Below are 14,699 nucleotides of genomic sequence, written 5' to 3'. Positions count from 1 at the left end.
CAACAGGCGGCGCCTTGATGTGCCGTCGCCAGGAGACAAAACGATGACGACCATCACCATGGCACCCCCACGCCTGCTGGGGAGAACCGCCCCTGAATGGCTGATCAGCCTGCCCACCATCTCACTGCTGCTCCTGATCCTGCTCATTGGGACTGGCGAGATGATCCACGGCCAATTGCTTAAATTCGGCGAGATCATGTTCCACGACGACCGTGGGCATGTTCAGTATTTCATGATGCGGGCCGACCCCGTGCGGCCGACTTGCAATCCGAGCATGAACGTCGAGGCCGAGGTGGCCCGCCTGCAGGCCGCACGCGCTCAAAAAAGCGCGCCCGACGATGACATCGACGACCTCTTCGCCGAGCAGGCCATGGACCCGGCCATGCTTCGCCAGGCGGTCGTGTCCACGGTGGCGCAGTGCCAGTCCAGGCACGCGCTGTACGAGCAGGTGGTCAAGCACATCACCCCGGTTGTCGTGGCCTATCGCACGGTCGAGACCAGCTTCTTCGGCCTGTTCAGTTTTGGCAGCGAGAACCGCCCGCTGATTTTGCTGCTGCTGCTGACGGTGACCTCCATCGCCACCACGCTGGGCTTTCACCACATCTGCCTGCGCCCGCCGAAGTTCGTGCGCGACTTCCGCATGCAGGCGATCACGATGAGCATCGCTTCGGCCTTGCTGTTCTTGTCCGCGGTCCAATACCACCAGGTCTCGGTCGACGCAGGCGTGCCCCTGGAGGCGCCCTGGATGTACTACCTGTGGATGCTGCTGTTCGGCGTGCTGATGGCGATCAGCGTTTACCGCGTGGCCAAGCCCGTGACCGAGGGCACCAAGGGACTGGGCACCTGGGCCGAGTCCCTGCAGTCCATCCCGCTTTTCGCCAGCATGGGCATCATTTCCGGCGTCTATTTCCTGCTGCACAACCATCCGTCCGGACTGGCCATCTACGTGAGCAAGTTGATGGACATCCCCAACCTGCCCTTGCAACTGGCGCTGTACATCTGGGCGGGCATGCTGCTCAAGCAGAGCCGACTGGTAGACCTGTTCATGAACACGCTGCGGCCCTGGAAGTTCTCGCCAGAGCTGTTGACCTACCTGATCTTGCTCGCCGCCGCCCTGCCCACCGCCTACTCCGGCGCCTCCGGCGTGTTCGTCATCGCGGCGGGCGCCATCATTTACCACGAGGTGCGCGCGGTGGGTGGCAGCAGCCAGTACGCGCTGGCAGCCACAGCCATGTCGGGCTCGCTGGGCGTGGTGCTGCGGCCCAGCCTGCTGGTGGTCGGCATCACCATGCTCAACAAGGAGGTCACGTCCGACCAGCTCTTCCACTGGGGTGGTTACGTGTTCGTGCTGACCTCGACCATGTTCTTCATCGCCTCGCAAATGCGCCGCACGCAACGCGTGAACATCGAATCGCCCAAGGTGGCGCTGCCCGAGATGCTGCGCCAGATCGTGCCCCTGCTGCCGCACGTGGCGGCGGTGATCGCGGTGGTGGGTTTCTACACCTATGCACTTGAAACGCCTCTGAACGAGATCTCGGCGCCCACGATCATCCCCGTGCTGATGATCGTGGTGCTGACGCTCGACAAGATCCTGGCTTCGAGGGCCCCGGTCAAGGCTTCGTCCCAGCAACCCAGCTATGCCGCACACCGGCAGGACGGCGTTGAACCCGCCATCCGCGCGGCCACCACCGAAACGGTGTCTCACATCGGTGCCTACATCGGCCTGATGATGCTGTCGCAGACCGTGGGTGGCGTGGTGGAACGCTCCGAAATCATCGATTTGGCGCCGCACCATTTCTCCAGTGTTTGGGCCGCCATGGCCTTCCTGATGATCGCCAAAGTGGTGCTGGGCATGTTCATGGAACCCATCGGCGCCATCTTCCTGGTGTCAGGCACGCTGGCCCCCATCGCCTACCGCAATGGCATCGACCCGGTGCACTTCTGGATGATGGTGCTGGTGGCCTTTGAGTTGGGCTACCTGCTGCCACCCGTGGCGCTGAACCAGTTGCTGACGCGCCAGGTGGTGGGCGAAGACGAAATCGACGCCTCTGACCACGAGGTCCAGCACGCCAGCTTCGTGCATCGGTATGAACGCTGGCTACTGCCCATCGCGGTCATGTCCATCAGCCTGGTGATCGTGGGCTTTGGGCCGCTGATCGTGCAGCATGTGGAGTGGCTGCGGTTTTTAAGGTAGAACGCTGCTGATGTCCGACAGCGAATACCCCAGCGACCTGATCGTCCACGGATCCATCCCCCGGACCGGGCGGTTCAACCTGCTGTGGAGCGTGTCCATCGCCTTGGTGATGTGGGCGATGGAGTGGGCACTGGGCCGCGAATCTTTGCACCGCTACGGCTTCCTGGTCAACATGACCTACGCCTTGTGCCTGGGTTACTGGTGCTGGACCTTGCTGGGCATCGTGTGGCTGAGCGAAGCGCGCCGCCGCTGGAAGCAACTGCCCGATGCCCGAGAGCGCTTTGACCGCAGCGGCGTGTATGGCTTGGTGGGCTGGCCCGCCATCGTGCTGTGCATCCTGTTTGGCATCCCCTTGGCCGGCATCATGGGCATCGCCATGGCCAAGGCTGCGCTGGCCCTGCCTTGGCCTTTCCCGGTGCCCGAGCAGCGCCCGCCCATTGGCGTGTCGATGGTGCTGAGCTACAGCTCGGCCCTGGTCACCTTCACCGTCGATTACCTGCGCGTGCGCCTGGCTGCCAGCGAGCTGCGCGCCGAAGCCGCGCAACGCCAGGCGGTCGAAGCCCAACTGCAATTGCTGCAAGCCCAGTTGGAACCGCACATGCTGTTCAACACCCTGGCCAACCTGCACGCCCTGATCCTGAGCGATCCACCGCGTGCGCAAGACATGCTGACCCACCTGATTGCATTTTTACGCGCCACCCTGAGCGCCACCCGCATCCCCGCCCACCCCTTGTCGGAAGAGTTCACCCGGGTGGCCGATTACCTGGCCTTGATGCAAATCCGCATGGGACCGCGTTTGCGCGTGACACTGGAGTTGCCCGACGAATTGGCCGCCCTCCCTGTGCCACCCATGTTGCTGCAGCCCCTGGTGGAGAACGCCATCCAGCATGGCCTGGAGCCCAGCCGCCAAGGTGGGCAATTGACCGTGCAAGCCCGCCACGATGGCCAGCACCTCATCCTGTGCGTGAACGACACTGGCCAAGGCCTTCAGACCAGCACTCCGCTGACCCGGCGCGGCGTTGGTGGCTTCGGCCTGAGCTGCGTGCGCGATCGCCTGCAATCGCTGTACGGCAGCACCGCCAGCCTGAGCCTGGAAACCCAGCCCGCGGGCGCTGGCACCCACGTGACCTTGCGCCTGCCCGTGGCCCACCCGGCCCTCATCAACGCCATTGCCCTGCCATGAACGCAACCGCCCTGATCGCCGAAGACGAACCCGTGCTGGCCCAAGCCCTGACCGCGATGTTGACCACCCTGTGGCCCGAGTTGACGCTGCTGCCGCCCGCACGCGATGGCGGCGAAGCCATCACCCGAGCCCTGGCCGAGTTGCCCGACATCCTGTTTCTTGACATTCACATGCCTGACCGTGACGGCCTGGATGCGGCCGAAGCCATCGTCGAAACCTGGCCCGCCGATCAGCCTTTGCCACTGATCGTGTTCGTCACGGCCTACGACCAGTACGCCTTGGCCGCCTTCGAGCGCGCCGCTGTCGACTACGTGCTCAAGCCGGTTCAGACCACGCGCATGGCTGCCACCTGCCAGCGACTGAAGGATCAGCTCAAACTGCGCGCCCTTGCGCAAGACGACGGCGCCCTGGCGGGCACCCTGCAAGCCCTGCGCAGTGCGAACCAGGAACGGCAGGCTGACCTCGCCCCGTCGTTGGCCCCTTTGACCGTGATCCAGGCCGCCATGGGCTCGGGCCTGCTCATGATCCCGATCGAAGAGGTTCAGTATTTCGAAGCCGCTGACAAATACGTCCGCGTGATCACCCTCAGCACCGGCACCATCGGCTCGGAGGTGCTGATCCGCACCCCCCTGCGCGAGCTGGTGCCCCGGCTGAACCCCCAGCATTTCTGGCAAGTGCACCGCAGCGCCGTGGTCAACCTCAAGGCCATTGAGCGCGTCAGCCGCGTCAACGGCCGCATGCGCGTGCACCTGCGGGGCCGCCCGGAAACCCTGGAAGTCAGCCGGATGTACGCCTACCAGTTCAAGGCCATGTGAAAATCACAGCCTTCGCTGGAGCCCACTCACCATGCCCGTCAATCTGTCCGCCCCCAATCACCAAGACCTGCACCCTGTTCCTGGCGTCAAGCTGGGCATCACCATGGCGGGCATCCGCAAGGTCAACCGCCGCGACCTGACGGTCATCACCCTGGACGAAGGCAGCGCGGTGGCTGGCGTCTTCACCAAGAACCGCTTCTGCGCCGCTCCGGTGCAACTGTGCCAGAAGCACCTGGCTGCCAACTACGGCATCCGCGCCCTGCTCATCAACACGGGCAACGCCAACGCGGGCACCGGCGAAGACGGCCTGGTGCGCGCGCACGCTACCTGTGTGGCCCTGGCCCGCCATCTGAACATCGCCCCCGAACAGGTCCTGCCGTTTTCCACCGGCGTGATCATGGAGACCTTGCCCACGGACCGCATCCAGGCCGGCCTGCCCGCCGCCCTGGCTGATTTGAAGGCCGACCAATGGGGCGTGGCCGCCGAAGGCATCATGACCACTGACACCTTGCCCAAGGCGGCCTCGCGGCAGATCAGCATTGGCGGCGCCACGGTCAGCATCACTGGCATCAGCAAGGGCGCGGGCATGATCCGCCCCAACATGGCGACCATGCTGGGCTTTTTGGCGACCGACGCCAAGATTGCACCCGGCCTGCTGCAAGCCCTGGTGACCGAAGCGGCCGACGCCTCGTTCAACCGCATCACCATCGATGGCGACACGTCCACCAACGACTCCTTCGTGCTGATCGCCACCAACCAGGCCGCGCACGACGAGATCACCAGCCTGGACAGCGCCGAGGGCCGCGCCCTGCGCGCCGCCGTGATCGCCGTGTCGCAGCAATTGGCCCAGGCCATCGTGCGCGACGGCGAAGGTGCCACCAAGTTCATCACCATCACGGTCGAAGGTGGCCGCACCGAGGACGAATGCAAGCTGGCCGCCTACGCCATCGCCCACTCGCCGCTGGTCAAAACCGCCTTCTTCGCCAGCGACCCCAACCTGGGCCGCATCCTGGCCGCGGTGGGCTACGCGGGCATTGGCGATTTGGACCAAACCCTGATCGAGCTGCACCTGGACGACGTGCACGTGGTGACCAAGGGCGGCCGCCACCCGGCCTATCGAGAGGAAGACGGGCAGCGCGTGATGAAGCAGAGCGAAATCACCGTGCGCGTGGGCCTGGCGCGGGGCGCTGAAAAGGTGACCGTGTGGACCTGTGACTTGTCGCACGACTACGTGACCATCAACGCCGACTACCGGAGTTGATCCCGCATTTGCGAGCAGGTTTTGGCGATTGAGCCTACAATGGGACACCTTTTCCCAAGGGGCCGACCAGGTTTCGACGTGGATGCGGATCCGAAGTAGGGCATGTCGAGCTCCAGTTTGCTCGTAAATCCGGCTGGAAACAAACTAACTGCAAACGATCAAAAGTTCGCACTCGCCGCTTAAAACCGGTGAGCCTCACAACAGTTGGCCGATGGGCTGGGTCTGAGTCGTAAGACAAGGACTGTGAGGTCATACACATTGGCTGGTTCTTTGCCGGGTCACTCGGTAGAGAACAAGATTAAGTGACTGGCGGATTCTGTAGCGTGCCGCTGCGCGACAGAGTCGGTGAGATCCAAATCAGACGGCTACACATGTAGAACTGCTCGGTGATGGTTTGCGGACGGGGGTTCAATTCCCCCCGGCTCCACCAATTGAACGCCAAGTGATTGATTTCACTTGGCGTTTTTCATTGCGGCTTGGCCTTTTCCACACAGGTGTGCCACTTCGGTGTGCCAGTGTGCGGAGGTCATCATGCCCATACGGGTCGCATCACGCATCTATCGGAACCGTCACGGAATCTTCTACTTCCGTATCGTGATTCCTTCACAGCTTCGAAGCGTAGCCAACCGCAGCGAACTTCGGTTTAGCCTGCACACCGAACAACGTGAACTAGCCATAGACTTAGCGCTTCCGCTAATTTCCGCCATCCCCCTACTGATGGCGGACCTTCACAACATGGCAGTAAACGACGAGGCGCCTCCCGCAGACTACTTCGCCAAGTGGCGTAGCGAACTGCTTCAAGGAGCGGTCAAGAAAGCGCGAATCAGCCTGCTTCAGCATGAGGTCACGGAGCTGCGAGCACAGATTGAGCGGATGGTCCCGCGTCAGCACGTCCAACAAGTTGCCATACGAATGCACGAGAGGGGGCAGCTTGAGGGCAAGAAAGAGTTGGAACGCGCCCTCGTTTTTCCTCCCCCTCCAGAAGAATCGCCCCTGTTTTCTGCGCTTCAGGAGGCCTATCTCGCCAGTCTTCTGCGTCGGCCAAAGGGCGGAGTAAAGAAACCGCCCACCGAGAAGACGCTAGAAGCCTATCGAGCCGAAATTGGCTTCTTCATCACGGTTATGGAAGATGTGCACATCGGGGCCATTGATAGAGAGGTAGCGGGCGAATACTTCGGCATCCTGAAACAGTTACCGGCCAACCTTAGCAGGAAGGCCGAATATCGAGGCAAAAGCATTCAGGAGCTACTTGACCTAAAGGCCCCCCCTCAAACCGAAGCCAATGCAAGCAAGAAGATGGAGCGGATCAGCTCTATGTTCGAATGGGCGCTTGAGGAAAAACGTAAATGGGGAATCGATTCCAACCCCTTTAAAGGTTTTGGCCAGCAAGACACGGGCGATGAAAAGCGGCGCCCGTTCACTGTTGACGAACTACGGGTATTGCTTAGCCATCCTGATTTTCTAAAGAAAAAATTCAAATCCTCCTACAGCTTTTGGCTGATACCTCTGGCGCTGTTCACTGGAGCGCGGCTAGGCGAGCTTTGCCAGCTCGAACTGGGAGATTTTGTTGAAGTGGACGGCATCCCATGCATTGACATCAACGACAAAGCGTCGAACACAGAAGGAGAGTCCGGGAATCGGAAAAAGCGCGTCAAGACACCAAGCGCTAAACGACTAGTGCCAATCCATCCCGAACTGATCCGCATCGGGCTATTGAGGCACGTAGAAAAGCAAAGGCTCGCAGGAGAAACGAACCTCTTTCCCGAACTCAACCTTGAGCGACGGGACGGCCCGGGTCATGCGCCGTCAAACTGGTTCCAGCGGTATCGCGCTAAAGTTGGCATCACTGGAAAACAACAGACCGTCTTCCACAGCTTCCGGCACCTTTTTATTACAAAGATAATGGATGCTGGCATAACGCCCCATTTACTTGCGCCGATAGTCGGACACGAAGCCGATTTAGTGACCGGTAAAGTTTATTGGAACAAGCGAGACGCATCCATGAGAAAACCGACCGTGGATGCGTTCAACTTGCCCAAAGAGGTGATAGCCATGCTACCAACGGTTGAAGAGGTTAAATTCACCGACGCTCCGGGGCGGAAGCCATCTCATAAAGGCCCCTGTGCCGCCTGATAGCAACATAACATTGGGGGGAACCAAATGCATTGGTCAATGATTTTCAAAGGTGCGACAATTTCACTTTTCGTTGCTGCCACGGCGCTCATTTTGTTGGCATGTAGTGAGCAAAAGGAATATCCACCACCAAAAACGGCTGAACAAATTAGAATAAAAGAATTGGCAGACGAAAAATTCTTACGAGAATACAAAGCTGAGCAAGCAACGATTGAAAGCGAATTAATGAAAGCCAGTGAGAAAAAGCTTCGATCACTTTACATTACGTGCAAAGAAGAAATACTTAAGCTGGCAAAGGAACAAAACATATCAAATTTCGGGTTTTTTCTTGTCGACGAACATTCGGCGGACACATATCAAGCAACCGCGTATATATCCGGAAGCGGATCGACTAGCAGCACGGACGAACGTCTTAAAACCTTCCTAAACCGGCGCCAAAATAAATCTCCTGACCTTTTTTTCGCATTGAATTTAAGCTACGCAATAATGTTCACGCGAGACACTTTGTCAGGCCCAATGAAGGAACCAAAAGGGTATAGCTGCTCTCTTAAGCCCGGTCTTATAGTAGAAGCCAACTAGAATGGTATTTAGAGAGATACGATATCTTCATATTTTGCCTTGACCCGTTGAATGGTCTTCCGGCTGGTCTTGAATTGCAACGCCACACCTGAAACTGTCTGGCCAGCCGCAAGTAGTTCGTTTGCCTGGGCTTGCTGAGCCTCAGTGAGGGCGGATTTTCTTCCAAATTTCACGCCCTTCGCCTTCGCCAGTTTCCTACCGGCGTCGGTTCTTTCCAAAATTAGCGCGCGTTCAAACTGAGCGACCGACGCCATGACCCCCATCACCATCGCCCCCGATGAGCTTGTAAGGTCCATGCCCCCTAATTGAAGGCAGTGGACCCTCACCCCCCGTTGCTGCAAGTCCTGAACGGTTTGGCATACGTCAATGACATCTCGACCCAATCGGTCAAGCTTTGTCACAACAAGCACATCACCGCCTTCTAAGCGGTCCAAAAGCTTCGCAAACCCTTTTCTAAGTCGGGCGGCGACTGAGCCGGACACTTGTTCTGCAACTGCCCTCTGTGACTCAATGTTGAAGCCAGCGGCGGCAATCTCTGCAATCTGGCCCTCGGTGTCTTGTCCGGTTGTCGAAACGCGGCAGTAGGCAAACAAACGCACTTTCATCCCCTATCGCCCAAAGTGGGCGAATGTCATGAGCGAAATGTAGCATAGGACAAAAGTCCTTAGGGGCTATCTTTCGCCCAGGGGCTTTGAAGGTGGGCGAAATGCTTGAGTTTCGCCCACACCTGCAGGGACTCAGACGCAAATCTTTCGTGATTGACTGTTTGTTGATTGACAATTACCATTGGGCAACTTAATTAAATCAATACAAATGATTACAGAACTCCTGAGCAATAGCGTGTCCGCCGATGCTCTTTCAGAACTGCTACCTGAAAAGGACCCAGTGCAGTGGGCCGCATGGTTGCAGAACAACAGAAACCAAACGCGCCGCGTTTCTTATCGAATCCCGTTTGAACGCCTTGCAGGAGGCATCTTTTACAAACGGGAAGAATTATCAAAATATGTCGAATGGGAAAAAATGCGCAAGCTGGGCACTATCACGCTGACGGGGCAAACCGCCCAGGTTTTACAGGCATTTGGGATTATTGACGACAGCGGCTCATCTCGAGGGAGAGTCTTCAAGGGCGGAAGTGTCACCGCTCAATACGATCGCCTCACCGGCCACTACGTCCGGATGATCATTGACGAACCTTTAATGGTTTTCACGATCACGCCAGAGCAAGCCATTAAGTTCGGGAAAGAACTCACCGAAGTGGGCGATTATCTTAAGCGGAAGGAAAACCCTCAGGGAACAGATTTTTCTGAAAACTATGAGACCGTCACTGACAACGCGAACATGAAAGTGATGCGACTGAAAGAACGAAAATGAAAACAATAGTTCTTCCACAAACCGAAGTTGTCCGGATTCTTTACAAGAAACTGGGGGCACAACGAGCTTGGGCAGATTTTCTAGCTGACTGTATTCGCAATAAAACAACTTTTCATGGACTGGAACTTTTACCTTGCGTATACGTCAAAGACGAGCGCGTTAAACGTCCGCATTACCTTCCGAAAGATGTCGCCGAATTTGTTGAAAAGGCGATATCTTGCAGTCCCCCCGCAACAAAAGTGCAATACAAGATTGTGAATCTAAGTCCAGCGGACACTACGTATTGGAAATATCGCGTGCTACCGGAAATCAAGGAAACACCGAAATGCTCCCACAGTCCGGTCGCTCGTTGCATTCCCCCTCGGGCACCCTATCGAAGTCACACTTCGAAAAATTCATTCATTAACTAACCCGCACGGGGCGCCGGGACCATGCGCCCACCACCTGGAAAAATGAAATGCGTGAAATGACTTTGAGCGAAGCCGCTGATTTTTTGGAAGCGGCAAATATTGAACAAACCATTGATGCCGGATTCGCTATTGTTCACCTCATCAACAGCGACGGAATCAAGTCTTTGATTATCAATGACTTGCACGGGAAATCTATTTTGCTAAGTGAACATGGCATCTAAGTAATTTAAGGTCACTTGGATAGCGCGACCAACGCTATCCAAGCGGCCTTAAGAACATAAGTCAGTAATGACTTAATAAACCATGCTGAAACATGGCGACAAATAAACGCAATGAATTATAACGCAACGGGGCCAACAAGAGCATGCCTAGATTGGATTGATCTTGAAATCAATGCTCTGGGTAGGCATGTGGCATTCAATATATGGAAGCATTTCAAAGATTTGGGGATTAGCCATGTCAAGCCGCTTGATATCGAGGAAGGCCGACAAGGCGAAAACACACCCACTAAGAGATTTATCTTGCGTCTTCAAAATCCGAAATCAATAGCTTGTTGCAGAGAAATTGAGGCCAAGTTAAACCAGAAGTTCCCCCTTGCTGGACCTATCCTGATCTCAGGCATTGAAGTCGCTGTAGACACTTATCATCCTGATACTTTGGTATTGGCCAAAATAGCATTTAGCCGCTATAAATACCTGCGGCACCCTGTAGCACCAAGGGCCGCCCACAGGCTACTCGCCATGCGAGGGCGCAGAGTTTGGGGTAGCCCGATGCATCCAATTTTAATACCTTACCTGAATGAAGGGCGCACTCTTTTCATGGGTAAAATAGACGCGGACCTGATTATGCGCATTTACGTCAAGACAAAAGATAATGGAATTCCGCTTCCTACTAGCCAGTATCGCGCCAGAGTTGAGGTAAGACTTCAGGGTGGACAAGTCCCCTTTAAGACACTTGAGGAAATGGAAGCCTTCAACTTCGCCTCCCTCGCTTGTTACTTCAAGTGGCTGAAAGAACGGCCTGATATTGGAGAGGACGAACGAAGCGCACTCAAGAAAATTACAATTCTTGGCCAGCCACGAGACGCAACAAAAAAAGCCAATCATGAGCGTCAATCGCGAAGCTGTTTGGAAGCCGATTCGAAACTGAACAAATCCGCCGCCGATGCGCTTAGAAACCTCACCCGCTCAGTTCGCAGCAAGAAGGCAGCGCATGCATGTTTACCGGGAATTTACGTCAAAAATTCACCCCTGCCCATAGGGAGCGGCATTGCAACTCTAAATACTATTAATACATATACAAGAACCATACAGGATCAACATCACTCCAAACAAGAAGAAGCTTTGTTGATGAAAGCTCGAACCGCTACGCGCTTCTCTCATCCATCAACAAATATCATTCCACCTTCAACAGGTCGGGCGGCGCAGGCGCCTGCCCTACGGAAAGACGAAGTCTTAGAGAAAAACGGTCAAACATCGACCCTGGTCGTTTTCTACTCGGGCACTTTTTTAAAAACGCCGATCCTTACACAAGGTCGGTTAAAAAAACCCCGTCCAGTTTGACACTGGTTTGCAACCGGTTTGCACCTCTCTTTTCCTCGCCTACGGCGATTCGGACAACTCTCCACCCCTACCCCTTGGGGAATAAAAATAAGCGAACCTACGGGCTTCTAAGGCAGTCTGCTGGGATGCGCATTGGGCAAAGCGTCCAACATCAGGACGCCGGTTCAATTCCCACAAACGGAACCGAACCGTGTAGGATCAGGTCGGTGTGCCATTTAGGTGTGCCACTTACACGTCGCAACTTGGCTAAGTCGCTGATTTGATTGGAAAACTGGGCACGGGTTCGCCTCCCCCCGGCTCCACCATTCAATGGTCTCAAGACGATTCTTGAGACCCAAAAATCCCTAAGTAATCAACGACTTAGGGATTTTTTTCGTCTCAATGGCCAAGGTGCAGGAAGCCAGCGGCACCAACCGAAATAACCGGGTAACAACTGCCGGGTCAGCGATGGATTGACTGCTACCATCTCAGGGTCATTGGGGAGTAGCCGCTCTTCGCCTCGAAGAGGCTGACGTCAACACACTTGGCCCGCAGGCCATGGCGTCAGCAGTCCCGCACCTGGCAAGACCTTTGACCACCACGCCTCCGACCTGGCCGGGGATGCGTGGTGGTCAATCGTCTGTATCCGGCCTGGGGAAATTTCATGGAATCTTTGCTCGTCTCCACAGGAGTCGTCGCCCTTGCAGAAATTGGCGACAAGACTCAACTCCTGGCGTTCATTCTCGCCGCGCGCTTCAAGAAGCCCGTGCCCATCATTCTGGGCATTTTGGCGGCCACCGTGGTGAACCACGGTCTGGCGGGCGCCTTGGGGGCCTGGATCACCAGTTCTGTCAGCCCCGAAGTTCTTCGCTGGGTGCTGGGGGCGTCTTTCATCGGCATGGCCATCTGGACCCTGATCCCCGACAAAATTGAGGAAGAAGAGACCCAGGTCGCCGCGCGCTTTGGCGTCTTTGGCGCCACGCTGATCACCTTTTTCCTGGCAGAGATGGGTGACAAGACCCAGATCGCCACCATTGCCATGGCCGCCCACTACGCGGCGCCTGTGATGGTGGTGATGGGCACCACGCTGGGCATGCTGATCGCCGATGTGCCCGCCGTGTTGGTGGGCAACAAGCTGGCCGGCAGGATACCGATGAAGCTGGTGCATTCGATGGCCGCTGCCATCTTTGCGATTTTGGGCGTGGCGACCTTGCTGGGCGCAGGCTCCAAGTTCGGATTCTGAGGACGATGGCGAGGGCCCACGCGGATGATCCTTGACTGGACCCCTCAAAATACCCAGATCCCTTCAAAACAGAAAGAAAACATGGCAAAAACAAGAAGTCGGCGCTTGCGCAAGAAACTGCGCGTCGGCGAGTTCCAGCAACTGGGATTCCTGTTCGAGGCAGAACTGGCCAAGGACGCAGACGACGAGGCCCTGGTGGACGCCTTCCTGGCCCAAGCCATTGAGCCCCGCAGCCTGAGCTTTGGTGGATGGGCCACAGGTGGCGCCATTGACAAGCTTGGCCCGCAAAGCGTGACGGAAGAAGAGCGCTCCGAGGTGCTTGCCTGGCTCGCCGCACGCCCTGAAGTGGCCACCTTGTCTGCCACAGCTTTGGTGGACATGTGGTACTCCACCCCAGCAGCACAACAGCGGACCAAGCTCAAAGGCTGAATGGCCGCACCGCGCTTGCTCGTCTTCCTGCTGGCCACGGTGGTCATCGCCAGGGTGGCCATCGTGTTCGTGGTCGGCAGCCCCTTGGCCACGGCCCTGGCCTGGTCGGCCTTGCTGGGTGGGTTGAGCGTGGCCGCCTTGCTGCGCAAGCGCGCTGCCGCCCAGGCATTGGCTTGGCTGTGCATCGTCCTTGGGGCTGATGCGCTGATTCAGCTGCTGCGGGCTGACGTTTCCGGTGTCCACCTTGTGGCGGCCTTGCTTTGGGCATCACTCGTGATAGGCGTGGGCACCTACATCCTTCGCAGCGCCACAATCCAGCGCTTCTATGCGGCTGCCAAGTAGTCCAAGTTCGAAGCCAAGGCATCTGCCCCTCAATGCGGATGCGCATGGTGCTCATCGGGCACGTGTGCATGCGAATGCCGGACCAGTTCGTGGCGATGAGGATGGCTGTGCATCCCCACGGGCATCGGATCATGCTCGTGCCCATGGTGCCCATCGTCATGCGAGTGCGCGTGTTCATGCACCATCGGCGCGTGCTCGTGTTCGTGCGCGTGCGTCTCGGCCAGATGCAGCACCAGCCCTCCCATCATCAGCGCCGCACCGCCCAGCATCCAAAGGTTGATGCCCTCGCCCAAGGTGGCCGCCAACAAGGCGCCGATGAAGGGCGCAAACGCGAAGACCGAGCCCGTCCTGGCCGCCCCGAAAGCACGCTGCGCCAGCAGGTAAAAGCGCAAGCTGAGGCCGTAACCGCTGGCCCCCACCAGGAGCAAACCCAGGGCCGGCCACGCTGCGGGCACGGGCTCGCCAAAAAACACGGCCAAAGCAGCCGTGGCCGTGGCCCCGATGGCCCCCTTGAGCATCACCACCTGACCAGGATCTCGCTGCGCCAGGGCGCGTGACAAGGCGTTGTCCACGCCCCATGCCGCCGTGGCGGCCATGACGGCCAACAAACCCGCCACCTCACTGCCGCCGGCATCGGTGCGGTCAAGCACCAACACCATGCCCCCCAGCGTCAGCAAGGTCATCGCCGACATCACCCGGCGGTCGATGGTTTCGCCATACCAAAGCCAGGCCAGCACGGCGGTGAACACGGCTTCCAGTGCCAACATCAGCGATGCGCTGGTACCGCTGGTGTTCTGCAAGCCCCAAGCCAAGGCCACCGGCCCGATCATGGCGCCAAAGAGGGCCATCAGCGCCAGGCGAGGCACATCGCCGCCTTGCACCTGGGCCTCGCGGTCAACCTTTCGCCGCAAGCCAAAACCAATCAGCGAAGCGCCCGCGTACAACAACGCGGCGGTCGAAAACGTGCCGATGTGCAAGCCCCAACGTTGAACCAAAGGGGTGCTAACGCCAAAGAGGACGGCCGCCACCAACGCCATGAAGCCACCGCGCAGGGCGGGCAGGCGTTGGTGGCCTGACAAGGAAAATTTGCGCATGAAAACCATGGAGAACCAAGCAGCCTGCAGTTTGAACGCTTCCACGTTGCCTGCTTGAGTGGTTTCGGTGCAAAAGTAAAAATGGGCGCACGGTGCCAGAATGG

14 protein-coding genes, 1 other RNA gene and 1 riboswitch are annotated in these 14,699 nt (G+C 57.7%); of the genes, 13 read left to right on the top strand and 2 right to left on the bottom strand.

Annotation, left to right across the window (positions count from 1 at the left end):
- The first annotated feature begins 43 nt into the window (after window positions 1-43).
- The 7 genes from PSV38_RS08890 to PSV38_RS08860 all read left to right on the top strand — a co-directional run bounded on the left by PSV38_RS08890 (window position 44) and on the right by PSV38_RS08860 (window position 8,165).
- Window positions 44-2,194 carry a TRAP transporter large permease subunit gene (locus PSV38_RS08890; protein ID WP_300546680.1) on the top strand — a complete coding sequence of 717 codons (2,151 nt, stop codon included), beginning with the start codon at window positions 44-46 and terminating at the stop codon, window positions 2,192-2,194.
- Between the two features lie 10 nt (window positions 2,195-2,204).
- Window positions 2,205-3,377, top strand: a complete 1,173-nt coding sequence (locus tag PSV38_RS08885) for a histidine kinase (protein ID WP_300546678.1) — start codon at window positions 2,205-2,207, stop codon at window positions 3,375-3,377.
- Window positions 3,374-4,192 carry a LytTR family DNA-binding domain-containing protein gene (locus PSV38_RS08880; protein WP_300546676.1) on the top strand — a complete coding sequence of 273 codons (819 nt, stop codon included), beginning with the start codon at window positions 3,374-3,376 and terminating at the stop codon, window positions 4,190-4,192. The genes PSV38_RS08885 and PSV38_RS08880 overlap by 4 nt, the downstream gene beginning before the upstream one ends.
- Window positions 4,193-4,223: 31 nt before the next feature.
- On the top strand, window positions 4,224-5,453 hold the full coding sequence (gene argJ, locus PSV38_RS08875) for a bifunctional glutamate N-acetyltransferase/amino-acid acetyltransferase ArgJ (protein WP_300546674.1): 1,230 nt from the start codon (window positions 4,224-4,226) through the stop codon (window positions 5,451-5,453).
- Window positions 5,454-5,511: 58 nt separating this feature from the next.
- Window positions 5,512-5,883: a transfer-messenger RNA gene (ssrA, locus tag PSV38_RS08870) on the top strand.
- Between the two features lie 101 nt (window positions 5,884-5,984).
- Entirely contained in the window at window positions 5,985-7,586 is a 1,602-nt protein-coding gene (locus tag PSV38_RS08865; protein ID WP_300546672.1) for a site-specific integrase, read from the top strand.
- Between the two features lie 39 nt (window positions 7,587-7,625).
- Entirely contained in the window at window positions 7,626-8,165 is a 540-nt protein-coding gene (locus PSV38_RS08860; protein ID WP_300546670.1) for a hypothetical protein, read from the top strand.
- Window positions 8,166-8,173: 8 nt separating this feature from the next.
- Here the strand turns inward: PSV38_RS08860 and PSV38_RS08855 are convergent, their stop codons facing one another.
- Window positions 8,174-8,770 (bottom strand): recombinase family protein, encoded by a 597-nt coding sequence (locus PSV38_RS08855; protein ID WP_300546668.1) that lies wholly within the window; start codon window positions 8,768-8,770, stop codon window positions 8,174-8,176.
- A gap of 235 nt (window positions 8,771-9,005) precedes the next feature.
- Here PSV38_RS08855 and PSV38_RS08850 point away from each other — a divergent pair, with 235 nt between their 5' ends.
- The 6 genes from PSV38_RS08850 (at window position 9,006) to PSV38_RS08825 (ending at window position 13,501) form a co-directional block, all read left to right on the top strand.
- Window positions 9,006-9,536, top strand: coding sequence for a hypothetical protein (locus PSV38_RS08850; RefSeq protein WP_300546667.1), 531 nt, complete (start codon window positions 9,006-9,008; stop codon window positions 9,534-9,536).
- A gap of 457 nt (window positions 9,537-9,993) precedes the next feature.
- Window positions 9,994-10,167: a hypothetical protein gene (locus PSV38_RS08845; RefSeq protein WP_300546666.1), complete on the top strand. Its 174-nt coding sequence runs from the start codon at window positions 9,994-9,996 to the stop codon at window positions 10,165-10,167.
- A 111-nt stretch (window positions 10,168-10,278) separates the two neighbouring features.
- A complete protein-coding gene (locus PSV38_RS08840; protein ID WP_300546664.1) occupies window positions 10,279-11,508 on the top strand; it encodes a hypothetical protein in 1,230 nt (409 codons plus the stop codon).
- A 466-nt stretch (window positions 11,509-11,974) separates the two neighbouring features.
- A riboswitch (yybP-ykoY riboswitch) is annotated at window positions 11,975-12,148 on the top strand.
- Window positions 12,149-12,151: 3 nt separating this feature from the next.
- Window positions 12,152-12,730 (top strand): TMEM165/GDT1 family protein, encoded by a 579-nt coding sequence (locus tag PSV38_RS08835; protein WP_300546662.1) that lies wholly within the window; start codon window positions 12,152-12,154, stop codon window positions 12,728-12,730.
- Between the two features lie 81 nt (window positions 12,731-12,811).
- Complete coding sequence (locus PSV38_RS08830; RefSeq protein ID WP_300546661.1) at window positions 12,812-13,159, top strand: 50S ribosome-binding protein YggL; 348 nt, start codon at window positions 12,812-12,814, stop codon at window positions 13,157-13,159.
- Window positions 13,160-13,501, top strand: coding sequence for a hypothetical protein (locus PSV38_RS08825; protein WP_300546659.1), 342 nt, complete (start codon window positions 13,160-13,162; stop codon window positions 13,499-13,501). It begins immediately after the preceding gene.
- Between the two features lie 29 nt (window positions 13,502-13,530).
- Here the strand turns inward: PSV38_RS08825 and PSV38_RS08820 are convergent, their stop codons facing one another.
- Entirely contained in the window at window positions 13,531-14,595 is a 1,065-nt protein-coding gene (locus PSV38_RS08820; RefSeq protein WP_300546934.1) for a DMT family transporter, read from the bottom strand.
- Window positions 14,596-14,699: the final 104 nt, after the last annotated feature.

It is taken from the genome of Aquabacterium sp. (genome assembly GCF_029946005.1).
In the GTDB taxonomy this organism is placed as follows: domain Bacteria; phylum Pseudomonadota; class Gammaproteobacteria; order Burkholderiales; family Burkholderiaceae_C; genus Aquabacterium.
This window is presented reverse-complemented; position numbering and strand designations above follow the sequence as displayed.